Source organism: Streptomyces longisporoflavus (assembly GCF_014649775.1).
In the GTDB taxonomy this organism is placed as follows: domain Bacteria; phylum Actinomycetota; class Actinomycetes; order Streptomycetales; family Streptomycetaceae; genus Streptomyces; species Streptomyces longisporoflavus.
In genome coordinates, this window is record NZ_BMTR01000006.1 from 400,243 (window position 1) to 423,778 (window position 23,536).

The window sequence follows — 23,536 nt, forward strand, 5'->3', positions numbered from 1 at the left end:
TTTCAGACTCCGCTCACCAGCACCACCTCCAGGGTGCGCGGCCCGTGCACGCCCTCCACCCGGTCAAGTTCGATGTCGCTGGTCGCGGACGGTCCCGAGATCCAGGTCAGCGGGCGGGCGGGGTCGAGCCGTTCGAGTGCCTGCGGGACGGAGGAGACGACCTGGTCGGGGACCCGCACGACACAGATGTGGTGATCGGGGACGAGCGTGATCCGCCGGCGGCCCTGGTCGGGCCCGCCGTCCAGGACGATCGTGCCGGTCTCGGCGACGGCTACCGCGCAGCCGGTGACGACGCTGTCGACCTCGTCGAGCTCATGCGGGGTGCTCGCGGCCCGGTCGGCGATTCGGTTCGTGTCGGCGGCCTTGAGCCAGTGCGGCGGCAGGCCGGGCGGCGCGAGCACGGTGCGCGCGCCGCGCGCCGCGAGCAGACGTGCGAGCAGCGCGGGCAGCTCCTCGGCCGTGCACCGGTGCACGTGTGCGCGATAGTCGGCGAGGTTCTCCGCGAGCAGGCCGGTGGTCTGTTCCGTGGAGCGGTCGCCGTGCTCGCGCAGGTAGTCGCGGGGCACGGCCCGGTCGTAGGCGTGGTTCTTCTTGTCCTCCGGGACGTCGGCCAGCGCTCGCCGGACGCGGCCCAGGATCTGGTCCCTGCTGCTCACTTCTTCCCGCCCTTCTCCGTCTGGCCGCCGTTCGTACGCCGCCACCAGTCGCGGAACGGTTCCGCCGGTACCTTCGGCAGGTCGCGCGTCGCGCTCCACGCCCGGCCGGGTCCGGGAAGCGTGCGCGGATGGATGCGCCGGGTCCCGGACGCCAGCCGCTGCCCGGTCCGCAGTGCGGCAGGACGGCCGAACGCCCAGCCCGCCGCGCGCATCGCCGCCCGCTCCGCGGCGTGCCCCTTCGCGGGCCGCAGCGTCACCTTCGTGCCGTGCCGCGTGACCTCGCCGCCCTGGACCACCCGCTCCCGCAGGTGGACGAGGACCTCGGGGATGTCGATGGCGACCGGGCACACCTCGTAGCAGGCGCCGCAGAGGGAGGAGGCGTAGGGGAGCGAGGCGTCGATCTCGCTCTGGGTGCCGCGCAGTTGGGGGCTGAGGATCGCGCCGATGGGGCCGGGGTAGACCGAGCCGTACGCATGACCGCCGGCGCGTTCGTACACCGGGCAGACGTTGAGGCAGGCCGAGCAGCGGATGCAGCGCAGCGCCTGGCGGCCCACCTCGTCGGCGAGGGTGTCGGTACGCCCGTTGTCCAGGAGCACGAGGTGGAAGGTGCTCGGGCCGTCCTCCCGCGCGGTGCCGGTCCACGTCGACGTGTACGGGTTCATCCGCTCGGCCGTCGAGGAGCGCGGGAGCGTCTGCAGGAAGACCTCCAGGTCCCGCCAGGTGGGCACGATTTTCTCGATGCCGACGACCGAGATCAGCGTCTCGGGCAGCGTCAGGCACATCCGGCCGTTGCCCTCCGACTCGACGACCACGAGCGTGCCCGTCTCGGCGACCATGAAGTTCGCCCCGGAGATGCCGACCTTGGCCCGCAGGAACTTCTCCCGGAGGTGCAGGCGGGCGGCCTCGGCGAGTTCGGCGGGGGTGTCGGTCAGCCCCTCGGGGGCCGGGCGGCCCCAACTGCCCATCTCCTTCTCGAAGATGTCACGGATCTCGCCGCGGTTGCGGTGGATGGCGGGGACGAGGATGTGCGAGGGCCGGTCCTTGCCGAGCTGCACGATGAGTTCGGCGAGATCGGTCTCGTAGGCGTGGATGCCCTCTGCCTCAAGGGCTTCGTTGAGGCCGATCTCCTGCGTCGCCATCGACTTGACCTTGACCACCTCGCTCTCGCCGGTGGCCTTGACCAGGTCGGTCACGATGCGGTTCGCCTCGTCGGCGTCCCCCGCCCAGTGCACGGTGCCGCCCGCCGCGGTGACCGACTCCTCCAGCTGGAGCAGATAGTGCTCCAGGTTGCGGAGGGTGTGGTCCTTGATCTGTTTGCCCGCCTCGCGCAGAGAGGCCCAGTCGTCCAGCTCGGCGACGGCGCGGGCGCGCTTGTCGCGGATGGTGTGCGTGGCGTGCCTCAGATTGGCGCGCAGGGTGGTGTTGCGCACGGCTTCGCGCGCGGCCTCGGGAAAGGCCGGCATCCCGACGAACGTGCCGCTCATGACAGGGGCTCCTCTTCCGTGCTCGCCAGGATCTCCGCGATGTGGACCGGGCGTACACCGCTCCTGAGGCGGGTCATCGTGCCCCCGATGTGCATCAGGCAGGAGTTGTCCGCGGCGCACAGGGTGTCGGCGCCCGTCGACTCGGCGTTGCGCACCTTGTCCGTGCCCATCGCCGACGAGACATCGGAGTTCTTCATCGCGAAGGTGCCGCCGAAGCCGCAGCACTCGGCCGCTCCCGGCAGCTCGCGCAGCTCAAGGCCCTTGACCGCCTGGAGCAGCCGCGTGGGGCGGTCGCCCAGGCCAAGACTGCGCAGGCCGTGGCAGGTGGGGTGGTACGTCACCGTGTGCGGGTAGTACGCCCCGACGTCGGTCACCCCGAGGATGTCCACCAGGAACTCGGTGAGTTCGTACGTCTTGGGGATCACCGGTGCCAGGGTGGTCGCGAGGCCGTCACCACGGCCCTCGGCGCGGGCCCGTTCTCCCATGCGGGGGTACAGCTCGCGGACCATCGCGCCGCACGAGCCGGAGGGCGTCACGATCGCGTCGTACTCGTCAGAGCCGAAGACATCGGAGAAATGGCGGGCGAGCGGCTCTGTCTGGTGGCGGTAACCCGTGTTGTAGTGCGCCTGCCCGCAGCAGGTCTGTGCCATCGGGAAGTCGACGTCAACCCCTAGCCTGGTCAGCAGTTTCACCACCGCTCGGCCCGTATCGGGATAGAGCGTATCGTTGACACAGGTCAGGAACAGAGCGACACGCATCGCGGGTTCCTCCTCGTCGATCATCGGATGGATGCAGCGTAAGCGCTAGGTGCGCTCTGCGGGAGTCATGCTGTCGGGACGCGTCATGCGGCGACGCGGCGTGCTGCCTCGTCCCACGCGACCCGGCGCGCGGGGTCGCCGGTCGGTTCGTAGCGGGTCAGCTGCTGGGTGCGAACCAGCAGGGCGCGCATCTCATGACGGTCCCGTATGACGCCCTGCGCTCTCGCCTGCACGAGTACGTTGCCGAGCGCCGCCGCTTCCGCGGGGCCCGCGACGACCGGCAGCCCGCAGGCGTCGGCGGTCAGTTGGCACAGCAGCGCGTTGCGGGCGCCGCCGCCGACGATGTGGACGACGTCCACGGACCGGTCCGTGAGGCGCTGGGCGTCCTCGATGGCCCGGCGGTGGGCCAGGGCAAGGGAGTCGAGGATGCAGCGCGTGGTCTCGGCGGGGGTGCCGGGGGCGGGCTGGCCCGTGGCCGCGCAGGCCCGGGCTATGCGCTGTGGCATGTCGCCGGGGGCCAGGAAGGCGGGATCGGCCGCGTCGACCAGCGAGCGCAGGGCGGGGACGCCGGCCGCCTCGTGCAGGAGCGTCTCCAGATCCGCGGCCCCGGACCCGGCGCCGGTACCGGTACCCGAATTCGGGGTCTCGGTGGCCCAAGTGCGCAGGCACTCCTGGAGCAGCCACAGACCCATGATGTTACGGAGGTAGCGAACGGTGCCGTCGATGCCCAGTTCGTTGGTGAAGTTGGCTTCGCGGCTCTCCTCGGTGCGGACGGGAGCGGTCAGCTCCAGGCCCGCAAGAGACCAGGTGCCGGTGCAGATGTAGGCGAAGTTCTCCGTCGTGGCCGGGACGGCGGCGACCGCCGAGGCGGTGTCGTGCGAGGCGACCGTCGTCACGGGGACGGGGGAGGCCAGGCCGGTGTCGTCCAGGACCTGCGGGAGCAGGTGGCCCGCGGAGTCTCCGGGACGCCGCAGGGGCGGGAACAGACCGAGGTCGATGCCGAGGCGCGACGCCACACCACGGGACCAGTCTCCTGTGCCGGGGTCGATGAGCTGCGTGGTGGAGGCGTTGGTCAGCTCCGTGCCCAGTTCGCCCGTGAGCCAGTACGTCAGGAGATCCGGGACGAGCAAGAGGTGCTTGGAGGCGCCCAGTTGAGCCGAGCCCCGGGCGGCCAGGAGTTGGTAGAGGGTGTTGAAGGGGGCGTACTGGACGCCTGTCGTCGCGTAGAGCTCGGTGGCCGGGACCGTTTTCCACGCCCGGGCCGCGATGCCTTCGGTGCGGGTGTCCCGGTAGTGCACGGGGTTGCCGAGGAGGTTGCCGTCGGCGTCCAGCAGGCCGTAGTCGACTGCCCAGCCGTCGATGCCGATCGAGGTGAGGGGAGCGGAGCCCGCGGCGCGCAGGCCGTCGAGGACTCCGGCGTACAGGGAGAGGACATCCCAGTGCAGGGTGCCTGCCGTGCGGACCGGGCGGTTGGTGAAGCGGTGTGCCTCCCGGAGGTCGAGGGTGTCGGGGCCCGCGCGGGCCACCATGACGCGTCCGCTGGAGGCGCCCAGGTCGATCGCGGCGAAGCGGTGGTGTGACCGGGGACGGGAGCGGGGTGCGGGGTTGAGGTTGGGCATCGGGGCTCGCAGGGGTTGGAGGGCGAGTGCGGGGCAAGGGGGCGGGGGCGGGGCGGGGCGGGAGGAGTGTGGGTGCGAGGGCGAGGGCGAGAGCGAGGGCGAGAGCGAGGGTGCGGGTGAGCGGTGAGCGGTGAGTGGTGGGTGGTGGGTGGTGGGTGGTGGGCGACGCGTCGTGGCTGGATCGTGCGGGGTCGTGCCGGTCCGTCCGCCCACGCCATCTCGGCACGCACGCCTCGCTGCTGCGCACCGAATGCTGTGCCCGGGCGGCGCGGCACCGGAGCGCCGTGGCTGGGCAGCGCGGCACCGGAGTGCTGTGCCGGGGTGGCGCGGCACCGGAGCGCTGCTTGGGTGGCGCGGTACCGAAGCGCTGTACCAGGGCGGCGTGGCACCGGAGTGCTGTGCCAGGGCGGCGCGGCACCGGAGTGCCGCGTGCCGTGCTCCGGGCGGGCGTACCGGCACGTCCGCGCCTCCCCCCCCCGGTTGCGCGGCCGTGGGCCGGAGGATCATCTCCGTTCGTCCCGGCAGTGAGACGCGGACGTCCCTCCGGTCGGGAGTGCGGTCGCCGACCGGAGGGGGCTGTGGTTACCTCAGGAACGCCGCCGCGACACCCGCGTCGACGGGTATGTGCAGGCCCGTCGTGTGGGTCAGGTCGCCCGCCGTCAGGGCGAAGACCGCGTTGGCCACGTGCTCGGGCAGCACCTCGCGCTTGAGGAGGGTGCGCTGGGCGTAGAACTCGCCCAGGTTCTCCTCCTCGATCCCGTACGTCGCCGCGCGCTGAGCGCCCCAGCCGCCCGCGAAGATCCCCGAGCCGCGGACCACGCCGTCCGGGTTGATGCCATTCACGCGGATGCCGAACTCGCCCAGTTCGGCTGCCAGAAGGCGGACCTGGTGGGCCTGGTCCGCCTTGGTGGCGGAGTACGCGATGTTGTTCGGGCCCGCGAACACCGCGTTCTTGGACGTGATGTAGATGATGTCGCCGCCCAGGGCCTGGTCCCGCATGACGCGGGCCGCCTCGCGGGAGACCAGGAAAGAGCCGCGGGCCATGATGTCGTGCTGCAGGTCCCAGTCGCGGGCCGTGGTGTCGAGCAGCGGCTTGGAGATGGAGATGCCCGCGTTGTTCACCACCAGGTCGACTCCGCTGAAGGCGAGAACCGCCGTGGCGAAGGCGCCGGCGATCTGCTCCTCGGACGTGACGTCCATGGGGATGGCGACGGCCTTGTCCGGGCCGCCGAGCTCGTCCGCCACCGCCGCGGCGTTCTCCGCGTTCAGGTCCGCCACCGCGACGCAGGCGCCCTCCGCCACCAGGCGGTGCGCGATCGCCTTGCCGATGCCGCTGCCCGCGCCGGTCACCAGGGCGACGCGGGTGGCCAGGGGCTTGGGCTTGGGCAGGCGCTGCAGCTTTGCCTCCTCCAGCGGCCAGTATTCGATGCGGAACTTCTCCGACTCGTCGATGGGCGCGTAGGCGGAGACGGCTTCCGCGCCTCGCATGACGTTGATCGCGTTCACGTAGAACTCGCCGGCCACGCGTGCCGTCTGCTTGTCCTTGCCGAAGGAGAACATGCCCACGCCGGGGACGAGGACGATCGCCGGGTCGGCGCCGCGCATCGCGGGGGACGACGGGTCGGCGTGCCGGGTGTAGTAGGCCGCGTACTCCTCTCGGTAGGCGGTGTGCAGCTCCTTGAGGCGGGTGACGGTCTCGTCGAGCGGCGCGGTGGGCGGCAGGTCGAGGACCAGGGGCCTGATCTTCGTGCGGAGGAAGTGGTCGGGGCAGGAGGTGCCCAGGGCCGCCAGGCGCGGGTGCTCCGTGGCGGCCAGGAAGTCGAGGACGGCGTCCGTGTCGGTGAAGTGGCCGACCTGGGGGCGGTCCTGCGAGGCCAGCGAGCGGATGTGCGGGGCCAGTTCGGCGGCCCGCTGACGGCGCGCGTCGGTGGCAAGGGGAGCGTATGCGTCCAGCGCCGGGCCGAACGGGGCGGGCTTTCCGTGCTCGGCGAGGAACGCCTCCGCCGTGCGGATGATGTGCAGGGAGTTGCGCTCGCACTCCCCGGCCGTGGCACCCCAGGCCGTGATGCCGTGACCGCCCAGGATGCAGCCGATGGCGTCGGGGTTCGCCTCCTTCACCGCGGCGATGTCCAGGCCCAGCTGGAAACCGGGGCGGCGCCACGGCACCCAGACCACAGTCGGGCCGAAGCACTCGGCCGTCAGCTTCTCGCCGTCCGCGGCGCAGGCCAGGGCGATGCCCGAGTCCGGGTGCAGATGGTCCACGTGCGGCGCGTCCACCAGGGCGTGCATGGCGGTGTCGATGGAGGGGGCCGCGCCGCCCTTGCCGTGCAGGCAGTAGTCGAAGGCGCCGACCATCTCGTCCTCGCGGTCCGGGCCCTCGTACACCTCCTTGAGTGCGTGCAGGCGGTCCAGGCGCAGGACCGCGAGGCCCGCCTCGGTGAGGGTGCCCAGGTCGCCGCCCGAACCCTTGACCCACATCAGTTCGGTGTCCGCGCCGGTAACGGGATCGGGGGCCATGCCCTTCGCCGAGGCGTTGCCGCCCGCGTAGTTCGTGTTGCGCGGGTCGGCGCCCAGGCGGTGCGCGCGGTCCAGAAGTTCCTTGACCCGTTCGTGAGTCTGTTCGTGAGTCTGCTCGTGCTGTGTCATGTCGCTCATGCCCCCCATCCGGCCTGCTCGCCGCCCACGCGGTCCTTGACGATCTGCTCCTGCCAGCCTGACTCCCGATAGGCCCGCATGGGATCCGGGTCGAGCCCCGAGTCCTCCCTGACTTCTGCCAGTAGGGGACGGACGTCGGTGTTGAAGGCGTCCATCAGGACCGCGTTGGCGGCAAGCACGTCACCGGTCCGCTGTGCCTCGGCCAGCGCGTCGCCGTCGACGAGGAGCGCCTTCGCCGTGGCCTCCTGCACGTTCATCACCGAGCGGATGATCGCGGGGATCTTCGCCTCGATGTTGTGGCACTGGTCGAGCATGAACGCCGTGTCGGGAATCAGGCCGCCGCCGCGGATGACCTCGTACATGATCCGGAAGAGCTGGAAGGGGTCGGCGGCGCCCGCCATCAGGTCGTCGTCGGCGTAGAAGCGCGAGTTGAAGTCGAAGCCGCCGAGACGGCCCTCGCGCAGCAGCGTGGCGACGATGAACTCGATGTTGGTGCCGGGGGCGTGGTGGCCGGTGTCCACGACGACCTGCGCCTTGGGGCCGAGCTTCAGGCAGTGGGCGTAGGCCGTGCCCCAGTCGGAGATGTCCGTCGCGTAGAAGGCCGGCTCGAAGAGCTTGTACTCGATGAGCATGCGCTGGTCGTCGCCGAGGCGGTCGTAGGTGGTGCGCAGGGCCTCCTCCAGGCGGTCCTGGCGGCTGCGGATGTCGTCCTGGCCGGGGTAGTTGATGCCGTCGGAGAACCAGAGCTTCAGGTCACGCGAGCCCGTCGCGTCCATGATGTCGACGCACTCCAGGAGATGGTCGAGTGCCTTGCGCCGGATCGTCGGGTCCGGGTTGGTGACCGAGCCGAGCTTGTAGTCGTCGTCCTGGAACACGTTGGTGTTGATCGCTCCGAGCCGCACCCCGCGCTCGGTGGCGTACTCCGCGAGGGCGGCGTAGTCGTCGACCTTGTCCCAGGGGATGTGCAGGGCCACCCGGGGTGCCACGCCGGTGTGGGCGTGCACCCGGGCGGCGTCGTCCAGCTTTTCGCGGGTCGTGCGGGGGACACCTGGCTGCGCGAAGACCTTGAAGCGCGTACCGGAGTTGCCGTACGCCCAGGACGGGGTCTCCAGGGCCTGGGTGGTGAGTGCCGTTTTCACGGCGTCCTTGCTGGGTCCGGCGGTCATCGCGCAGCCTTCCGAAAAGAGCGGTCGTTTGGTGTCAGTTGGTGAAGCGGTGAGTGCCGGAGGCCGCGGCGAAGACGGCGCAGCCGTCCTCCATCCGCAGGAAGTCCGCCGCGTCGTGCGTCACTTGAGTGCGCCTGTCGGCGGGTATCCACACCTCCGCCGTGGTGTTGGCGGGCAGGGTCAGGGTGAGACGGAATCCGTCGGCGTCCGTCTTCCAGTGGGTGGTGACCGGGCCGTAGAGCGCGTCGAAGCTGCTCTGCGCCTCGGTCACGCCGCCGCCGGGGCGCGGGCGGACGAGGATCTTGCGGAAGCCCGGGTCGGCCGGTGCGATGCCCGCGATGTTCGCGTACATCCACTCGCCCACCGAGCCGTAGGCGTAGTGGTTGAAGGAGTTCATGCCGGCGTCCTGGAAGCTGCCGTCCGGCTTGATGGAGTCCCAGCGCTCCCACATCGTCGTGGCGCCCTTGTCGATCTGGTAGCCCCAGCCGGGGAAGGACTTCTGGACGAGGAGGCGGTAGGCGACGTCCGTGTGGCCGGTGGCCGTCAGCACGGGCAGCAGGCGCGGGGTGCCCAGGAAGCCCGTCGAGAGGTGCCATTCCTTGGACTTGATGAGCTCCACCAGGCGGGCCGCGGCCGGTGCGCGGTCGGCGTCCGCGAGCAGGTCCATGGACAGGGCCAGGACGTACGCGGTCTGCGTGTCGCCCTTCACCCGGCCGCCACCGGTCACGTACGCGGCGCGGAAGGCGTCACGGACACTGCCGAAGAGCTTCTTGTAAGGAGCCGGGTCCTTGCCCAGCGCTTCGGCGGTCCTGGCGACCAGGTCGGCGCTGTGCGCGAAGTAGGCGGTGCCGATGACGTCCTTGGGGGTCTCGTCCTGGATGTTGAGCCAGTCTCCGTAGCCCTCGGCGGGGCGCAGATAGCCGCTGCTGTGCTTCTCCAGGTAGTCCAGCCACTTCAGCATCGAGGACCAGGACTGCTCCAGGACGCGCTTGTCCCCGTACGCCTGGTACAGCGCCCACGGGACGGTGACGCCGGCGTCGCCCCAGCCGGCCACGCCCTTGCCGAGCGTCCCGACGGACGGGGCGACATCGGGGAAGGCGCCGTCGTCGGGCTGCCCGTCGCGCAGGTCGTCCAGCCACTTGGTGAGGAAGCGCGCCGACTCCATCGTGTAGGCGGCGGTCGGCGCGAAGACGTTGATGTCGCCGGTCCAGCCGAGCCGCTCGTCGCGCGCGGGGGTGTCGGTGGGGACGGAGAGGAAGTTGCCGCGCTGGCCCCAGGTGATGTTGCTGTGCAGCTGGTTGAGCATGGGGACATTCGTCTTGAAGTCCATGGTGAAGGGCGCGGAGGTGTGGATGACGCGGCCTTTCACCGCGTCGAGCGGCGGTTTGCCCGGATAGCCCGTCACCTCGACGTAGCGGAAGCCGTGGAAGGTGAAGCGCGGCTCGTACGTCTCCTTGCCGCCGCCCTTGAGGGTGTAGGTGTCCGTGGCGCGCGCCGACCGCAGATTGGTGGTGTAGACCGTGCCGTCGGGATTGAGGACCTCCGCGTGACGCAGCCGGACCTTCGTGCCGGCCTTCCCGGAGACGGTCAGGCGGACCGCGCCGACCATGTTCTGCCCGAGGTCGAAGACGAACACGCCGGGCTTCGGCTCGTTCACCTCGCGGGCGGATATCTCGCTCTCCACGCGCGCGTGCCCGTCGATCTGGGCCACGACGGCGGCCTTGACCTTGTCGGCGGCGTCGGCGGCGAGCCACTCGGAGTCGTCGAAGCCCGCGCGTGTCCAGCCCGTGGTCTCCAGGCGGGCGTCGTACTCCTCGCCCGACAGGAGGTCGGCAGCGGTCACCGGGCCCGTCGCGGCGCGCCAGTCGGTGCCGGAGAGCACCCGGTCGACGGAGCCGTCGGTGTACGTGATCTCCAGCTGGCCCAGGAACGCGGGCCGTTCGCCGTACTGGTGCGGGCCGAACATGCCGACGTTGCCCGCGTACCAGCCGACCGCGAGCGTCACGCCGAGGGCGTTGGCGCCGGACTTGAGCTGCTTGGTGACGTCGTACGTCTGGTACTGGACCCGCTTGTCGTAGTCGGTCCAGCCGGGCGCGAGGCGGGCGTCGCCGACGCGCTCGCCGTTGAGCCAGGCGTCGTAGAGGCCGAGGGCGGTGGAGTACAGGCGGGCTCGCGCGACCTTCTTGCCGACCCGCAGGCGGAACTCGTGGCGCAGTTGGGCCGCGGGGGTGTGCTCGGGGGCGACCTTGCCCCACGGGCCCGAACCCCAGGGGGCGAGGACCTTCGAAGCGGCCCAGGAGCCGTCGTCGTAGCCCGTCGCCCGCCAGTCGCCCGAGGGCTCCTTGTCGGTGGTCTTCCATGTGCCGTCGGTGGTGAGGGTGCGTACGCCGTCGGCGGTCGTCAGTTCGAGCACGCCGAGCAGACCGGCGGGCCCGGTGGTGGCGTTGGTGGCGGAGACGGCGATGACCGAGGCGCCGGGGCGCAGTTGCCCGGTGACGTCGACGACCGCGGGGCGGCGCCAGTTGTCGGCGGCGCTGTCCGCCTCGGTGTGCGCCACCTGCGTGCCGTTCACGTACGCGGTGTAGCCGTCGTCCGCCGTCATGACCAGGCGCGCGGAGGTGACCCCTTCGGGGACGTCTACGCGGCCGCGGAACCAGCGGGTGGCCGCGGGGGCGCTGGTCGCGGGGTCGCCCTCGGGGAACCAGATCCAGGAGGCGCCGTTAAGGGCGGGCGCCCCGACGAGGGAGGCGGGCGCGCCGATCCACCGCGCCGCCCAGTCCTTCGGCGCAAAGAGCCCGGTCTCCCACCAGGAGGGCTCGCTCCACTCGGAGGCCTTGCCGGCGGCGTCCCAGACCCGCACCGACCAGTAGTAGCGCGTACGGGACGCGAGGGCGGGGCCCGCGTAGGGGACCAGGACGGAGTCGCTGGACGCGACCTTGCCGCTGTCCCAGACGTCGGGCTCGGCCAGGCGGTCGCGTGAGGTGGCCACGCGCACCTGGTAGGCGGTCTGGGACTGGCCCTCGGCGGCGGACGCCAGGGGCCAGCTCAGCCTCGGGCGCGGCACGTCGAGACCGAGGGGGTGTCCCATGTACTCCACGGTCGGTCTGGTCACGCGCAGGGAACGCCGCCCGGCGGACGGGGCGGCGGTGGCGGTGGCCGTGGGAACGGCTCCGGCGGCCACCGCCGTTCCCAGGGCGGCGGTGGCGGTGGTGCTGAGCAGTCGTCTTCTGCTGATCACAACTCGACTCCGTAACGACTCGACGATGAATCGTTTCACAGGAGGCGAAACTAGGTAGCGCGCTGGTTGCTGTCAAGAGGCCCCAGTCGCCCGGCTTTTGGTGCATCGGCTGCTCGGCCTTGTTGCGACGCGGGGCGACCGGATTTTTCAAGGCACGCCCATTGACGCCGCAGTTGGTGCGGGTTTAGCTTCCCTGGAAATTGATTGAAACCTTTCACGTCAGGTGTCCGCCGGGTGACTCCCGAAGACGCCCACCCCTGATCTCCGCAGTCAGAAGCCGCATGCCCTTCGTGACCGATCGGTGCTACCTATGAGAGAGCCCCCCGTCCTTGCCGTACAGGGCCTGAGCAAGTCCTTCGGGGCCGTGCGCGCCCTGCACGACGTCTCCCTGGAGCTGTACGCCGGTGAGGCGCACGCCCTCGCGGGCGAGAACGGCGCAGGGAAATCCACCCTCATCAAGACCCTCGCCGGGGTCCACCGGCCGGACGCGGGGGAGCTGACGCTCGACGGGTCCCCCGTCGTCTTCCACGGCCCCGGTGACGCCAGGGACGCGGGTGTCGCCGTCATCTACCAGGAGCCGACGCTCTTCCCCGACCTCTCCGTCGCGGAGAACATCTTCATGGGGCGCCAGCCCCGCCGCTCGTTGGGCCGCGTCGACCACAAGGCCGTGCACGCCGCCGCCGACGCGCTCTTCAAGCGCCTGGCCGTGGACCTCGACCCCGAACAGCCCGCACGCGGACTCTCCATCGCCGACCAGCAGATCGTCGAGATCGCCAAGGCGCTCTCCTTCGACGCCCGGGTCCTGATCATGGACGAGCCGACCGCCGCGCTCACCGGCAGCGAAGTGGCCCGCCTCTTCGGCGTCGTGCGCACCCTGCGCGAACAGGGCGCCGCGGTCCTCTTCATCTCGCACCGTCTGGAGGAGATCTTCGAGCTGTGCCAGCGCGTCACCACCCTGCGGGACGGCGGTCTGATCGCGAGCGAGCCGCTCGAAGGCCTCACCGAGGACGACCTCGTACGCCGCATGGTGGGCCGTGACCTCGACGAGCTCTACCCGAAGCAGGACACCGAGGTGGGCGAAGTCGCGCTCAGCGTCCGCCGGCTGACCCGTGAGGGCGTCTTCACGGACGTCTCGTTCGACGTGCGGCGCGGCGAGATCGTCGGGCTCGCGGGGCTCGTCGGGGCCGGGCGCAGCGAGGTCGCGCGGGCCGTGTTCGGCGTCGACCGGTGGGACGCCGGCACGGTCGAGGTGCAGGGGAAGGCGCTGCTCAACGGCGCCCCCAGCACCGCCATGGCGGCCGGGCTCGCGCTCGTCCCCGAGGACCGGCGGGCGCAGGGCCTGGTGATGGACATGTCCATCGAGCGCAACATCGGGCTCACCGGGCTGCGTACGACGGTGCGCGCGGGCCTCATGGACCGCGGCGCCGAGCGCAGCCGCTCGCTGGACTGGGCGGTGCGGCTACAGGTGAAGTACGCGCGCATCGCCGACGCCGTCGGCACCCTGTCCGGCGGCAACCAGCAGAAGGTCGTCCTGGCCAAGTGGCTGGCCACCAAGCCGCAGGTGCTCATCGTGGACGAACCCACCCGCGGCATCGACGTCGGCACCAAGGCCGAAGTGCACCGGCTGCTCTCCGAACTCGCCGCCGAGGGAGTCGCGGTCCTGATGATCTCCTCCGACCTGCCCGAGATCCTCGGTATGGCCGACCGGGTGCTGGTCATGCACGAGGGGCGGCTCACCGCCGAGATCCCGCGCGCGCGGGCCACCGAAGAGTCCGTGATGGCGGCCGCCACCGGGAGGACCGCATGAGCGTGACCACGCAGAGTCCGGCCCCCGCCGTCGATCCCGGGAAGGCCGCGGGTACGCGCCTGGTGGACCGCGTCTTCAAGATGCGCGAACTGGCCATCCTCCTTGTCTTCCTGGTGATGATCGGCATCACCCAGGCAGGCAACAGCGAGTTCCTCTCCGAGCAGGGCATCAAGGACCTGCTCCTGAACGCGACCATCCTCGTGCTCGTCGCCACGGGGCAGGCCCTCGTCGTCATCACCCGCAACGTCGACCTGTCGGTCGGCTCGACGCTGGGAATCAGCGCCTTCGCGGCGGGCAACTACCTCCAGGGCGGCGGCAACTCCACGGTCGCGATCCTCCTCGCGGTCGCGCTCGGCGTCGGCTGCGGACTGCTCAACGGAGCGCTCGTCAGCCTGGGCCAGGTGCCCGCGCTCGTCGTCACGCTCGGCACCCTCTACATCATCCGGGGCATCGACTCGATCTGGGTCGGCTCCCGGCAGATCACCGCGTCCGATCTGCCGGACGGCTTCGTCGACTTCGGCTCCGGCGGCATCTCGGCGGTGCCCTACCTGGCGCTGATCGCCCTCGCCGTCCTGGTGGTCGTCGCGTACTACCTGCGGCACTTCGGCGGCGGACGCGAGCTGTACGCGCTCGGCTCCAACCCCGAGGCCGCGCGCCTGGCGGGCATCCCGGTACGCAAGCGCATCCTGGCCGCCTACACCGCCTGCGGCGCGCTCGCCGGACTCGCGGGCGCGCTCTACCTGGCCCGCTTCGGCAACGTCGACTCCGCCACCGGCAACGGCTACGAACTCACCGTCGTCAGCGCCGTCGTGGTCGGCGGCGTCGTCTTCACAGGCGGCTCGGGCAGCGTCTACGGGGCGGCACTCGGCGCCCTGCTCCTCACGTCCATCAACAGCGTGCTGCCCGCCCTCGGCGTCAGCTCCGTGTGGGTGCTCGCCATCAACGGCGTGCTGCTCGTCCTGGCCATCGCCGTCGACCGGATCGTCGCCCTGCGCGTCGCCGATGCCCTGAAGAAGAGGAACGCCCGCCATGGCTGACTTCAAAGCTGACCCCAAGGCCCCCCGGCTCACGCTCACGCGCGCCGTCCGCTGGGACACCGTGGTCGGCGCTCTCCTTGTCGTGCTGCTCCTGATGTCGTTCTCCTTTGTCGACGGTTTCGGGAACGCCCTCAACCTGTCGTTCCTCATCGGCAATACGCTGCCCATCGCGCTGATCGCCCTGCCGATGACCCTTCTCGTCGTCTCCGGAGAGATCGATCTGTCGGTGGCCTCGACGGCGGGGCTCTCCGGAGCGGTGATGGGCGCGCTGTGGAACGCGGGCATGGCCATCGAGACGATCATTCCGCTGGTGCTCCTTCTCGGAGTCCTCTGCGGTCTGGTCAACGGCCTGCTCGTGACCCGTCTCGGGCTGCCCTCGCTCGCCGTGACCATCGGGACCATGGCCGCCTACCGGGGCATCGCGCAGATCGTCCTCGGCTCGGACGCCGTCACCGACTTCCCCTCGCAGTACCTGGACTTCGCGGCCGGACGCATCGGCGACACCTTCCTGCCGTACGCGTTCCTGCCCTTCCTCGCGCTGCTCGCGATCGCCGTCCTCGTCCTGCACGCCACGCCCTTCGGGCGCTCGCTCTTCGCCATCGGCGCCAACGAGGAGGCGGCGCGCTTCGCCGGTGTCCGCGTCAAGCGGCACAAGCTCTGGCTGTTCGTCGCCACCGGGCTCATGGCCGCGCTCACGGGCATCTTCTGGGCCCTGCACTACGCGAGTGCCCGCTACGACAACGCCACCGGGCTCGAACTGTCCGTCGTCGCCGCCGTCCTGCTCGGCGGCATCGACTTCGACGGCGGCAAGGGAACGCTGGGCGGCGCGATCGCCGGAGTCTTCCTGCTCGGCGCTCTGCAGAACGCGATGAGCCTGCTCAACGTCTCCGCCCAGTCGCAGATCGTCGTCACCGGCGTGCTGCTCGTGGTGTCCGTGCTCGGGCCGCGCGTGGCCCGCCAGATCGCCGTCGCCAGAGCGGGCCGCCGCGCCGCTGCTCCCGCCCGCTGACTCCTCGTACCGTCGAACACGTCCGAAAGGGACCAACGATGCTCTCTCCCCGCCGATCCGTCCGCCGTGCCGCCCTCGCCCGCGCCTGTGTGACCCTGGCCGCCGTCACCTCCCTCGCGCTCACCGCCACCGCCTGCGGAGGCACCACCAAGGAGTCCTCGAAGAACGACGACGCGGGCAAGGCCTCGAACGCCAAGGCCGACCCGAACGCGAAGACCAAGAAGGGCTTGACCGTCGCCTTCCTGCCCAAGCAGGTCAACAACCCCTACTTCACCGTCGCCGACAAGGGCGGCGAGAAGGCGCTCGAGGAACTCGGCTCCTCGTACAAGGAGACAGGCCCCAACAGCGCCACCGACACCAGCGGGCAGGTCTCCTACGTCAACACCCTCACCCAGCAGCAGGTCGACGCCATGGCGGTCTCCGCGCAGGACCCCGGCGCCCTGTGCACCGCCCTCAAGCAGGCCATGAAGAACGACATCAAGGTCGTCACCTACGACTCGGACACCAACCCCGGATGCCGTGACGTCTTCGTCTCGCAGTCCAGCGCCGAGGCGCTCGGCCGCACCCAGGTGGAACTGCTGGGCAAACAGCTCGACTACACGGGCGAGATCGCGATCCTCTCCGCCGCCCAGACCGCGACGAACCAGAACACCTGGATCGGCTACATGAAGAAGGAGCTGAAGAAGCCCAAGTACAAGAACATGAAGCTGGTCAAGACCGCCTACGGCAACGACGACGCCCAGCAGTCCTTCCAGCAGACCCAGGGCCTGCTCCAGGAGCACCCGAAACTGGCCGGGATCATCTCCCCGACGACCGTCGGCATCAAGGCCGCCGCCCAGTACCTTTCGGGATCGAAGTACAAGGGCAAGGTGAAGCTCACCGGCCTCGGCACGCCCAACGACATGCGCCAGTACGTGAAGAACGGCACCGTCGAGGGCTTCGAGCTGTGGGACCCGGCCAAGCTCGGCGCGCTCGCCGCGCACACCGCCGTGGCCCTGAAGTCCGGGCAGATCACCGGCAAGGAGGGCGAGAAGTTCGAGGCGGGCGACCTCGGCAGCTTCACCATCGGCGCCAAGGGAGTCGTCGATCTCGGCGAACCGACCGTTTTCGACAAGAAGAACATCGACCAGTACAAATTCTGAGGGGATCGCGTGCGGCGGTGCACGAGGCACCGCACGAGCAGAGGAACAAGGGGACGCATGGTCGGCATCAAAGACGTGGCCAAGCACGCCGGCGTGTCGGTGGGCACGGTGTCGAATGTGATCAACCGCCCGGACGTGGTCTCCGAGGAGACCCGCCACCGGGTGCGGTCCGTGATCGAGCGGCTCGGCTACGTCCGCAGCGAGTCCGCACGCCAGCTGCGCGCGGGCCAGAGCCGCATCATGGCGCTGCTCGTGCTCGACATGGGCAACCCCTTCTTCGTGGACGTCGCGCGCGGTGCCGAGCGGGCCGCGCGCGACGCGGGGCTGCGCGTCATGATGTGCAACAGCGGACAAAGTGCCTCCGAGGAGGCCGAGTATCTGGCGCTCTTCGCCGAGCAGCGGGTACGAGGCGTGCTGCTGACCCCGGCCGACGCGACGGGACGCAACATCGAGGCCTTCCGCAGGCACGCCATCCCCTTCGTCCTGGTCGACCGGGTCGCCGAGGGCGCCACCGAGTGCTCCGTCTCCGTGGACGACGTCCTGGGCGGTGCGCTCGCGGTGCGCCATCTCGTCGACACGGGGCACCGCAGCATCGCGTACGTGAGCGGCCCGCCCGGACTCAACCAGGTCAAGGACCGCAGGCAGGGAGCGCTGCAAGCCCTCGCCGAGGCCGGGCTGCCGGCGTCGGCGCTGCGGGAGCTGCCCACCGAACGCCTCGACGTGGCCGCGGGCCGCGACGCGGGCGCCCGCGTCCTCGGTCTCGCCGAGCGGCCCACGGCCGTCTTCTGCGCCAACGACCTGCTCGCACTCGGGGTGCTCCAGGCGATGTACGCGGCCGGGGTCAGCGTGCCCGAGGACATCGCCATCGTCGGCTACGACGACATCGAGTTCGCCGCCGCGGCCGTCGTCCCGCTCACCTCGGTGCGCCAGCCCGCCATCAAGATGGGCGCCATGGCCGCGGAACTGCTCCTGGAGGAGACCGAGTCGGACGCCGACCCGGAAGAGCACGGCCATCGGCGCGTGGTGCTCCAGCCGGAACTCGTGGTGCGGCGCTCCAGCCTGGTGCCCCGCTGACGGCCCCCGGGGCAGGTGTGCTGAACTGGGGCGAAGCGTCCCGTTCCGTATGCACCCAGGAGCCCTCTTGACCGCCACCGCCTCCTACCGCCAGCCCGGTGTGGTCCTCACCGACCACCGCTTCTCCGTGCCCCTCGTCCACGACGACCCGGCGGGGGAGCGGATCGAGGTGTTCGCCCGGGAGGCCGTGGCGAGCGCGCACGCGGACGGCGCGGGCCTGCCGTGGTTGGTGTATCTGCAGGGCGGCCCGGGATGCGGGGCCAACCGCTTCGTGGGCAAGGAGGCGTGGCTGGGCAGGGCCCTTCAGGACTACCGGGTGCTGCTCCTCGACCAGCGCGGAACGGGCAGCTCCACTCCGGCCACGCGCCAGACACTGCCCCTGCGCGGCGGCCCCCGGGAGCAGGCCGACTACCTCACGCACTTCCGCGCCGACTCCATCGTCCGCGACTGCGAGCTGATCCGGCGCGAGCTGACCGGCGGCGCCCCCTGGACCGTACTGGGCCAGAGCTTCGGCGGCTTCTGCGCCACCCACTACCTGTCGGCGGCCCCCGAGGGCCTGCACACCGCCGTCATCACCGGCGGCCTGCCCACGCTCGACGGCCACGCCGACGACGTCTACCGCGCCGCCTACCCGCGCATGCAGCGCAAGAGCGCCGCCCACTACGCCCGCTACCCGCAGGACGTCGAGCGCGCCCGCCGCATCGCCGCCCACCTCGCCGAGCACGAGCCGGTCCTGAACGGCGGCTACCGCCTCACCGTCGAGGCGTTCCAGTCCCTCGGCATGCTCCTCGGCACGAAGGACGGCAGCCACCGCCTGCACTACCTCCTGGAGGACGCCTTCGTGCGGACCCCGGCCGGGTTCGAGCTGTCCGACGCGTTCCAGGAACACGTGCAGGCCGAACTGTCGCTCAGGGACCGCCCCCTCTTCGCGCTCATGCACGAGTCGATCTACGGCCAGGGCGAGCGCCCCACCGACTGGTCGGCGGAGCGCGTGCGCGGCGAGTTCCCGCAGTTCGACCCCGGCAAGGCGCTCGCCGGGGACGCCCCGCTGCTCTTCACCGGGGAGGCCGTCCAGCGCTGGCAGTTCGACTGCGACCCCGCCCTGCGGCCCTTGCGCGAGACCGCCGACCTCCTCGCCGCACGCACCGACTGGGCGCCCTTGTACGACACGGCACGCCTCGCCGCGAACGAGGTGCCGGCCGCCGCCGCGATCTACCACGACGACATGTACGTGGACACCGACCACTCCCTGCGCACCGCTCGCGCCATCCGCGGCCTGCGGACCTGGGTAACCGACGAGTACGAGCACGACGGCCTGCGGATGGGCGCGCCGCGCGTCCTCGACCGGCTTCTCGCGCTCACGCGGGGCGAGGCCTGAGACGTCGGCAGGGGTGAGGTCCGGGCCCTCCGCGGCCGGGCCCCGCGCCGCTAGGCTGCGGGCATGACAGAGCCGTTGCATGCGAACGACCAGCTCACCCCCATGCCCGAGGACTGGCAGCGCGCCCTTGCCGTCGTGGCCCACCCCGACGACCTGGAGTACGGCTGCTCGGCGGCGATCGCCGGCTGGACGGACGGCGGACGCGAGGTCTCCTACCTCCTTGCCAGCCGAGGGGAGGCGGGCATCGACACTCTCGATCCGGCCACGTGCGGGCCGCTGCGCGAGCGCGAGCAGCGGGCCGGCGCGGCGGTCGTCGGCGTGTCGGCCGTGGAGTTCCTCGACCACAAGGACGGCGTGATCGAGTACGGGACACCGCTGCGCCGCGACATCGCCGCCGCGATCCGCAGGCACCGGCCCGAGCTCGTGATCACGCTCAACTACCGCGACACCTGGGGCGGCGTCGCCTGGAACACCCCGGACCACGTCGCCGTCGGGCGCGCCACCCTGGACGCCGTGGCGGACGCGGGCAACCGCTGGATCTTCCCCGAGCTGATCGAGGAGGACGCGCTCGAACCCTGGAACGGCGTGCGCTGGGTGGCCGTGGCCGGTTCCTCCTCGCCCACGCACGCGGCGGACGCGACGGCGGGCCTGGAGCGCTCGGTGCGCTCGCTCCTGGAACACCGCACCTACATCGAGGGGTTGACGCGAGAGGACCCCGAGAAGTACTGCCGCGAGTTCCTCACCGGCAACGCACAGCAGGTGGCACCGCGCTTCGGCGGGAAGCCCGCGGTGGCCTTCGAGGTCTTCAGTCGCTGAGCCGCCGCCAGTACGCTGACGGTGCGTCAGATTCCTGACGTACCGTCAGAAAGCAGGCTGGAGCTGATGCCGCATGATCGACACCATCGGCACGGACATCCCGGAGGGCGAGGAGCGGCTGCGCCTGGACATCGAGGACGGTCTGGGCATCCTCACCCTGTGCCATCCGCGCAAGCTCAACGCGTGGAGCTGGGAGGCCACGCGCCAGCTCGGCATCTTCGCCGACCGGGTCCGCTTCGACGACTCGATCAGGGCGGTGCTGCTGCGGGCCGAGGGGCGGGCCTTCTGCGCCGGGATCGACATCACCGCGCACGTCGGCGACGCGATCGGCGGCCGGTCGGGATCCGAACGCGCCCGCAACTACTACGAGGCCCTGCGCTGGGTCCACGAACGTTTCCGCGTCTTCGCGGGCCTTCCGCAGCCGATCGTCGCCGCCGTGCAGGGGTACTGCCTCGGCTTCGGCTTCGAGCTGGCGCTGATGGCGGACGTGCGGATCGCGTCGGACGACGCGGTGTTCGCGCTGCCCGAGGCGCAGATCGGTGTCGCGGTGGACGCGGGCGGCGATCTGCGCATCGCGCGTGAGGCGGGCGCGGGCTGGGCGAAGCTGCTCTCGCTCACCGGCCGCCGGATCGACGCCGCCACGGCCGAGCGGCTGCGCCTCGTCCAGATCGTCACACCGGTCGACGAACTGGCCAAGACGGCGCGCGACGTCGCCGCGGAGATCGCGGCGAACGGCCCGCTGGCCGTGCAGGGCATCAAGCGGGGCATCGACACATACGCGGACGCGGGGATGGCAGCCGCCCTCGACCAGGTCGCGATGAACGCGGCCATCACGCTGACGTCGGAGGACTCCCGCGCCGGGTACGCGGCGAAGGGGGAGCGGCGGACGGCGAAGTTCGAGGGCAAGTAGTCTCCGGCGCTGCGTCGGAGCAGGTCACGTCCCTCGGCCGGAGGGGTCCGCCACAGCCCGTGTCGCCGTCACGGGAAAGCAGGGCAGGGCGGGCCCCTGGACGCGGACGGCAGGGTGCCTTGCTACTCCCCGAAAGGCCCCCGCCCCAGCTGCTCCCGCACCGTCACCACTTCCGGGCTCACCAAGCCCCGTCGCTGCCAGTTCGCGCCGTCGACGACCAGGGTGTGGCCGGTGATGAAGCGGGCGTAGGGCGAGGCGAGGAACGTCGCGGCCCAGCCCAGTTCGCGTGGGGCGCCGACGCGCAGAGCGGGTTGGCGGGCGTCGAGCTCCCGGTGGGGGCCGTCCGGTTCGTGTTCCCTGGCGGGCGCCGCCCGGTCGAGGTTGCCGCGGATGTCGGCGGTCATGTCCTCGTGCGGCATCAGGCCCGGCACCAGGCCGTTGACCTGGATTCCGTACGGGGCCCACTCCACCGCCAGGCTCTCGACGAGGCTCTGTACGCCCGCCTTGGCAGCGGCGCTGTGCGCGAAGCCGGGGCCGCCCGTCCACGCGTACGACGCACCGATGTTGATGACGGAGCCGGGGGAGCCCGCCGCGAGATGGCGGCGGGCGAACTCGCGTGTCATCAGGAACGTCCCGGTCAGCGTGATGTCCACGACCGAGCGCCACGCGTTCGGTGACATGTCCTCCGCGGGCACGGGGAAGTTGGCCGCCGCGTTGTTGACCAGGACGCCCGGCAGACCGTACGCCTGCCGGGCCGCGTCGAACACCTCGGCGACGCGCTCCGGGTCCCGGATGTCGCACGGTACGGCCGTCACCCGCCCGCCGAGGCCCGCGAGTTCGTCCCGCGCCGCCCTCAGCCGGTCCTCCTTGCGGCCGGCGATCACCAGATCAGCGCCGAGCCGCGCGAACTCCGCGGCGATCGCCTTGCCGAGGCCGGTCCCGCCGCCGGTCACGAGCACGACCGCTCCGTCGTACGTGCCCTCCGGCAAGGCGCTCGTGCCGAGCGGGGCGGGAGCCGGAAGCCCCGGCAGAACCCTTTCGTGCGCATCGTCCGTCACGTCATCCGTCATGGCCGCATCGATATCGCGGAACGCCTCAAAGCTCCATGCTCGTACGGGACTTCAAGCCCTGCGCGACTTCACGCCCGCGTCGATGTCCGCGAGGACGAGCTCGTTGTTGATCGTGAGTCCGGCCTGGTACCCCGCGGCGGCGGCATTGATCACCTGCACCTTGGGGCCCGTCGCGTTGCCCACGGCCCACACGCCGGGAACGCTCGTGCGCCCGTCCGCGTCCACGGCCGGGTAGGGCCCGAAGGGCGTGTCCCGGGTGTCCGCGCCGAGCTGTTCAAGGAGTTCGTCGCGGGGACGCGTCCCGGCCCCCACGAACAGGACCGAGCGCGGGACCACCCGGCCGTCCGCGAGCCGCACTCCAGCAAGCCGGTCGTCCTCCACGACCAGCCCGCTCACCGCGCCTTCCACCACCGTGACCCCGGCGACGTCCAGCTTCTCCCGGTCGTCGGCGGACAACTCCGGCCCGGTGTGCAGGAACAGTGTCACGTCCTTGGACCACTGCGTGATCAGCAGTGCCTGATGGATGCCGGAGACCGGCGACGCGAGCACGCCGAAGGCCTGGTCCCGCACCTCGTAGCCGTGGCAGTACGGGCAGTGCAGTACGTCGCGGCCCCAGCGCTCGGCGAGGCCCGGCACGTCGGGAAGGTCGTCGACCAGGCCCGTGGCCACGACGACGCGGCGCGCGTGCACGCCGCGGCCGTTGCCGAGGCCGACCTCGAACTCCCCGGCACCGTCCGGCCGTACGGCCGTCACGCGGTCGTCGGCGATCTCGACCCCGTACTCCCGCACCTCCCGCCGCCCCTCGGCCAGGAACTCGGCGGGCGGCATCCCGTCCCGGGACAGATAGCCCTGCATGTGCGCGGCGGGCGCGTTGCGCGGCTCGCCCGCGTCCACGATCAGGACGCGGCGGCGCGACCGGCCCAGGACGAGCCCCGCGCTGAGCCCCGCCGCACCACCGCCGACAACGACCACGTCGTACGCGCTGCTGTTGTTGCTGTTCATCGTGACCACCTCCACGCAGACCGTCGCATCGAGTGTGAGGGATTGACAATCAAGTTTGCCGATACTGCAATAAAGGCATGGCTGACAACGATGACGACAACGTGAATCTCGACGGCGTGCTCGCCGAAGTCGGGCCCCGGCTGCGCAAGCTGCGCAAAGAACGCGGCGCGACCCTCGCGGGCCTTGCCGCCGCCACCGGCATCTCGGTGAGCACCCTCTCCCGCCTGGAGTCGGGCCACCGCAAGCCCAGCCTCGAACTGCTGCTGCCCATCGCCCGCGCCCATCAGGTCGCCCTGGACGAGCTGGTCGGCGCCCCGCCCGTCGGCGACCCGCGGGTGCGGGCCAAGCCGATCGTCCGGCACGGCCGCACGATGATCCCGCTGACCCGGCAGCCCGGCGGCCTCCAGGCGTACAAGCTGTTCGAGCCCGCCCGCTCCCTCGAACCGGACCTGCAGACCCACGAGGGATACGAGTGGCTGTACGTCCTTTCGGGGCGGCTGCGGCTCGTGCTCGCCGACCATGACGTGGTCCTCACGGCGGGTGAGGCCGCGGAGTTCGACACGCGCGTCCCGCACTGGTTCGGGTCCACGGGGGAGGGGCCGGCGGAGTTCCTCAGCCTGTTCGGGCCGCAGGGCGAGCGGATGCACGTACGGGCGCGGCCCACCCGGCGGTCCGGGCGGCAGAAGCCCGAAGAGGACTGACGAAGACGGTTCCC

Annotated in this window: 18 protein-coding genes; 9 read left to right on the forward strand and 9 right to left on the reverse strand. The window is 71.2% G+C overall.

Going from position 1 to position 23,536, the window contains the following annotated elements; translation table 11 throughout:
• Positions 1-2: 2 nt before the first annotated feature.
• From IE226_RS15475 to IE226_RS15505, 7 genes are all read right to left on the reverse strand, one after another.
• The gene (locus tag IE226_RS15475) at positions 3-656 is read right to left on the reverse strand and encodes a LutC/YkgG family protein (protein ID WP_190081766.1); all 654 of its coding nucleotides are present in this window, start codon (positions 654-656) and stop codon (positions 3-5) included.
• The gene (locus IE226_RS15480; RefSeq protein ID WP_190081767.1) at positions 653-2,140 is read right to left on the reverse strand and encodes a LutB/LldF family L-lactate oxidation iron-sulfur protein; all 1,488 of its coding nucleotides are present in this window, start codon (positions 2,138-2,140) and stop codon (positions 653-655) included. The genes IE226_RS15475 and IE226_RS15480 overlap by 4 nt, the downstream gene beginning before the upstream one ends.
• Entirely contained in the window at positions 2,137-2,898 is a 762-nt protein-coding gene (locus tag IE226_RS15485) for a (Fe-S)-binding protein (protein ID WP_190081768.1), read from the reverse strand. Before IE226_RS15485 ends, IE226_RS15480 begins: the two co-directional genes overlap by 4 nt.
• 83 nt (positions 2,899-2,981) lie before the next feature.
• On the reverse strand, positions 2,982-4,517 hold the full coding sequence (locus tag IE226_RS15490; RefSeq protein WP_190081769.1) for a rhamnulokinase: 1,536 nt from the start codon (positions 4,515-4,517) through the stop codon (positions 2,982-2,984).
• Between the two features lie 582 nt (positions 4,518-5,099).
• On the reverse strand, positions 5,100-7,163 hold the full coding sequence (locus IE226_RS15495) for a bifunctional aldolase/short-chain dehydrogenase (RefSeq protein WP_229871026.1): 2,064 nt from the start codon (positions 7,161-7,163) through the stop codon (positions 5,100-5,102).
• 5 nt (positions 7,164-7,168) lie between these two features.
• Positions 7,169-8,338 carry an L-rhamnose isomerase gene (gene rhaI, locus IE226_RS15500; RefSeq protein ID WP_190081771.1) on the reverse strand — a complete coding sequence of 390 codons (1,170 nt, stop codon included), beginning with the start codon at positions 8,336-8,338 and terminating at the stop codon, positions 7,169-7,171.
• Between the two features lie 34 nt (positions 8,339-8,372).
• Positions 8,373-11,576, reverse strand: coding sequence for an alpha-L-rhamnosidase (locus IE226_RS15505; RefSeq protein ID WP_190081772.1), 3,204 nt, complete (start codon positions 11,574-11,576; stop codon positions 8,373-8,375).
• Between the two features lie 310 nt (positions 11,577-11,886).
• Between IE226_RS15505 and IE226_RS15510 the strand changes: the two genes are divergently transcribed.
• The 8 genes from IE226_RS15510 (at position 11,887) to IE226_RS15545 (ending at position 20,749) form a co-directional block, all read left to right on the forward strand.
• Positions 11,887-13,383, forward strand: coding sequence for a sugar ABC transporter ATP-binding protein (locus IE226_RS15510; protein ID WP_190081773.1), 1,497 nt, complete (start codon positions 11,887-11,889; stop codon positions 13,381-13,383).
• Positions 13,380-14,420 (forward strand): ABC transporter permease, encoded by a 1,041-nt coding sequence (locus IE226_RS15515; RefSeq protein WP_190081774.1) that lies wholly within the window; start codon positions 13,380-13,382, stop codon positions 14,418-14,420. The genes IE226_RS15510 and IE226_RS15515 overlap by 4 nt, the downstream gene beginning before the upstream one ends.
• Positions 14,413-15,429: an ABC transporter permease gene (locus IE226_RS15520; RefSeq protein ID WP_190081775.1), complete on the forward strand. Its 1,017-nt coding sequence runs from the start codon at positions 14,413-14,415 to the stop codon at positions 15,427-15,429. Before IE226_RS15515 ends, IE226_RS15520 begins: the two co-directional genes overlap by 8 nt.
• A 38-nt stretch (positions 15,430-15,467) precedes the next feature.
• Positions 15,468-16,571: a rhamnose ABC transporter substrate-binding protein gene (gene rhaS / locus IE226_RS15525; protein WP_190081776.1), complete on the forward strand. Its 1,104-nt coding sequence runs from the start codon at positions 15,468-15,470 to the stop codon at positions 16,569-16,571.
• 57 nt (positions 16,572-16,628) lie between these two features.
• Positions 16,629-17,645 carry a LacI family DNA-binding transcriptional regulator gene (locus IE226_RS15530; RefSeq protein ID WP_190081777.1) on the forward strand — a complete coding sequence of 339 codons (1,017 nt, stop codon included), beginning with the start codon at positions 16,629-16,631 and terminating at the stop codon, positions 17,643-17,645.
• Positions 17,646-17,694: 49 nt separating this feature from the next.
• Positions 17,695-19,023, forward strand: coding sequence for an alpha/beta fold hydrolase (locus tag IE226_RS15535; RefSeq protein ID WP_190081778.1), 1,329 nt, complete (start codon positions 17,695-17,697; stop codon positions 19,021-19,023).
• Positions 19,024-19,086: 63 nt separating this feature from the next.
• Complete coding sequence (locus IE226_RS15540; protein WP_190081779.1) at positions 19,087-19,839, forward strand: PIG-L deacetylase family protein; 753 nt, start codon at positions 19,087-19,089, stop codon at positions 19,837-19,839.
• Positions 19,840-19,912: 73 nt separating this feature from the next.
• Positions 19,913-20,749 carry an enoyl-CoA hydratase/isomerase family protein gene (locus IE226_RS15545; protein ID WP_190081780.1) on the forward strand — a complete coding sequence of 279 codons (837 nt, stop codon included), beginning with the start codon at positions 19,913-19,915 and terminating at the stop codon, positions 20,747-20,749.
• Positions 20,750-20,871: 122 nt separating this feature from the next.
• Here IE226_RS15545 and IE226_RS15550 read toward each other — a convergent pair whose 3' ends face one another.
• On the reverse strand, positions 20,872-21,819 hold the full coding sequence (locus IE226_RS15550) for an SDR family oxidoreductase (protein ID WP_190081781.1): 948 nt from the start codon (positions 21,817-21,819) through the stop codon (positions 20,872-20,874).
• A gap of 51 nt (positions 21,820-21,870) precedes the next feature.
• Entirely contained in the window at positions 21,871-22,821 is a 951-nt protein-coding gene (locus IE226_RS15555; RefSeq protein WP_190081782.1) for an NAD(P)/FAD-dependent oxidoreductase, read from the reverse strand.
• 77 nt (positions 22,822-22,898) lie between these two features.
• On the opposite strand from IE226_RS15555, the gene IE226_RS15560 reads away from it, so the two are divergent.
• Positions 22,899-23,522 (forward strand): helix-turn-helix domain-containing protein, encoded by a 624-nt coding sequence (locus IE226_RS15560; RefSeq protein ID WP_190081783.1) that lies wholly within the window; start codon positions 22,899-22,901, stop codon positions 23,520-23,522.
• Positions 23,523-23,536: the final 14 nt, after the last annotated feature.

Coding starts and splice junctions, on each gene's coding strand:
- IE226_RS15560 (WP_190081783.1), top strand. CDS start 22,899: ATGGCTGACAACGATGACGACAACGTGAATCTCGACGGCGTGCTCGCC.
- IE226_RS15545 (WP_190081780.1), top strand. CDS start 19,913: ATGATCGACACCATCGGCACGGACATCCCGGAGGGCGAGGAGCGGCTG.
- IE226_RS15490 (WP_190081769.1), bottom strand. CDS start 4,517: ATGCCCAACCTCAACCCCGCACCCCGCTCCCGTCCCCGGTCACACCAC.
- IE226_RS15515 (WP_190081774.1), top strand. CDS start 13,380: ATGAGCGTGACCACGCAGAGTCCGGCCCCCGCCGTCGATCCCGGGAAG.
- rhaS (WP_190081776.1), top strand. CDS start 15,468: ATGCTCTCTCCCCGCCGATCCGTCCGCCGTGCCGCCCTCGCCCGCGCC.
- IE226_RS15555 (WP_190081782.1), bottom strand. CDS start 22,821: ATGAACAGCAACAACAGCAGCGCGTACGACGTGGTCGTTGTCGGCGGT.
- IE226_RS15485 (WP_190081768.1), bottom strand. CDS start 2,898: ATGCGTGTCGCTCTGTTCCTGACCTGTGTCAACGATACGCTCTATCCC.
- IE226_RS15495 (WP_229871026.1), bottom strand. CDS start 7,163: ATGACACAGCACGAGCAGACTCACGAACAGACTCACGAACGGGTCAAG.
- IE226_RS15510 (WP_190081773.1), top strand. CDS start 11,887: ATGAGAGAGCCCCCCGTCCTTGCCGTACAGGGCCTGAGCAAGTCCTTC.
- IE226_RS15480 (WP_190081767.1), bottom strand. CDS start 2,140: ATGAGCGGCACGTTCGTCGGGATGCCGGCCTTTCCCGAGGCCGCGCGC.
- IE226_RS15520 (WP_190081775.1), top strand. CDS start 14,413: ATGGCTGACTTCAAAGCTGACCCCAAGGCCCCCCGGCTCACGCTCACG.
- IE226_RS15550 (WP_190081781.1), bottom strand. CDS start 21,819: ATGACGGATGACGTGACGGACGATGCGCACGAAAGGGTTCTGCCGGGG.
- IE226_RS15535 (WP_190081778.1), top strand. CDS start 17,695: ATGCACCCAGGAGCCCTCTTGACCGCCACCGCCTCCTACCGCCAGCCC.
- IE226_RS15540 (WP_190081779.1), top strand. CDS start 19,087: ATGACAGAGCCGTTGCATGCGAACGACCAGCTCACCCCCATGCCCGAG.
- rhaI (WP_190081771.1), bottom strand. CDS start 8,338: ATGACCGCCGGACCCAGCAAGGACGCCGTGAAAACGGCACTCACCACC.
- IE226_RS15530 (WP_190081777.1), top strand. CDS start 16,629: ATGGTCGGCATCAAAGACGTGGCCAAGCACGCCGGCGTGTCGGTGGGC.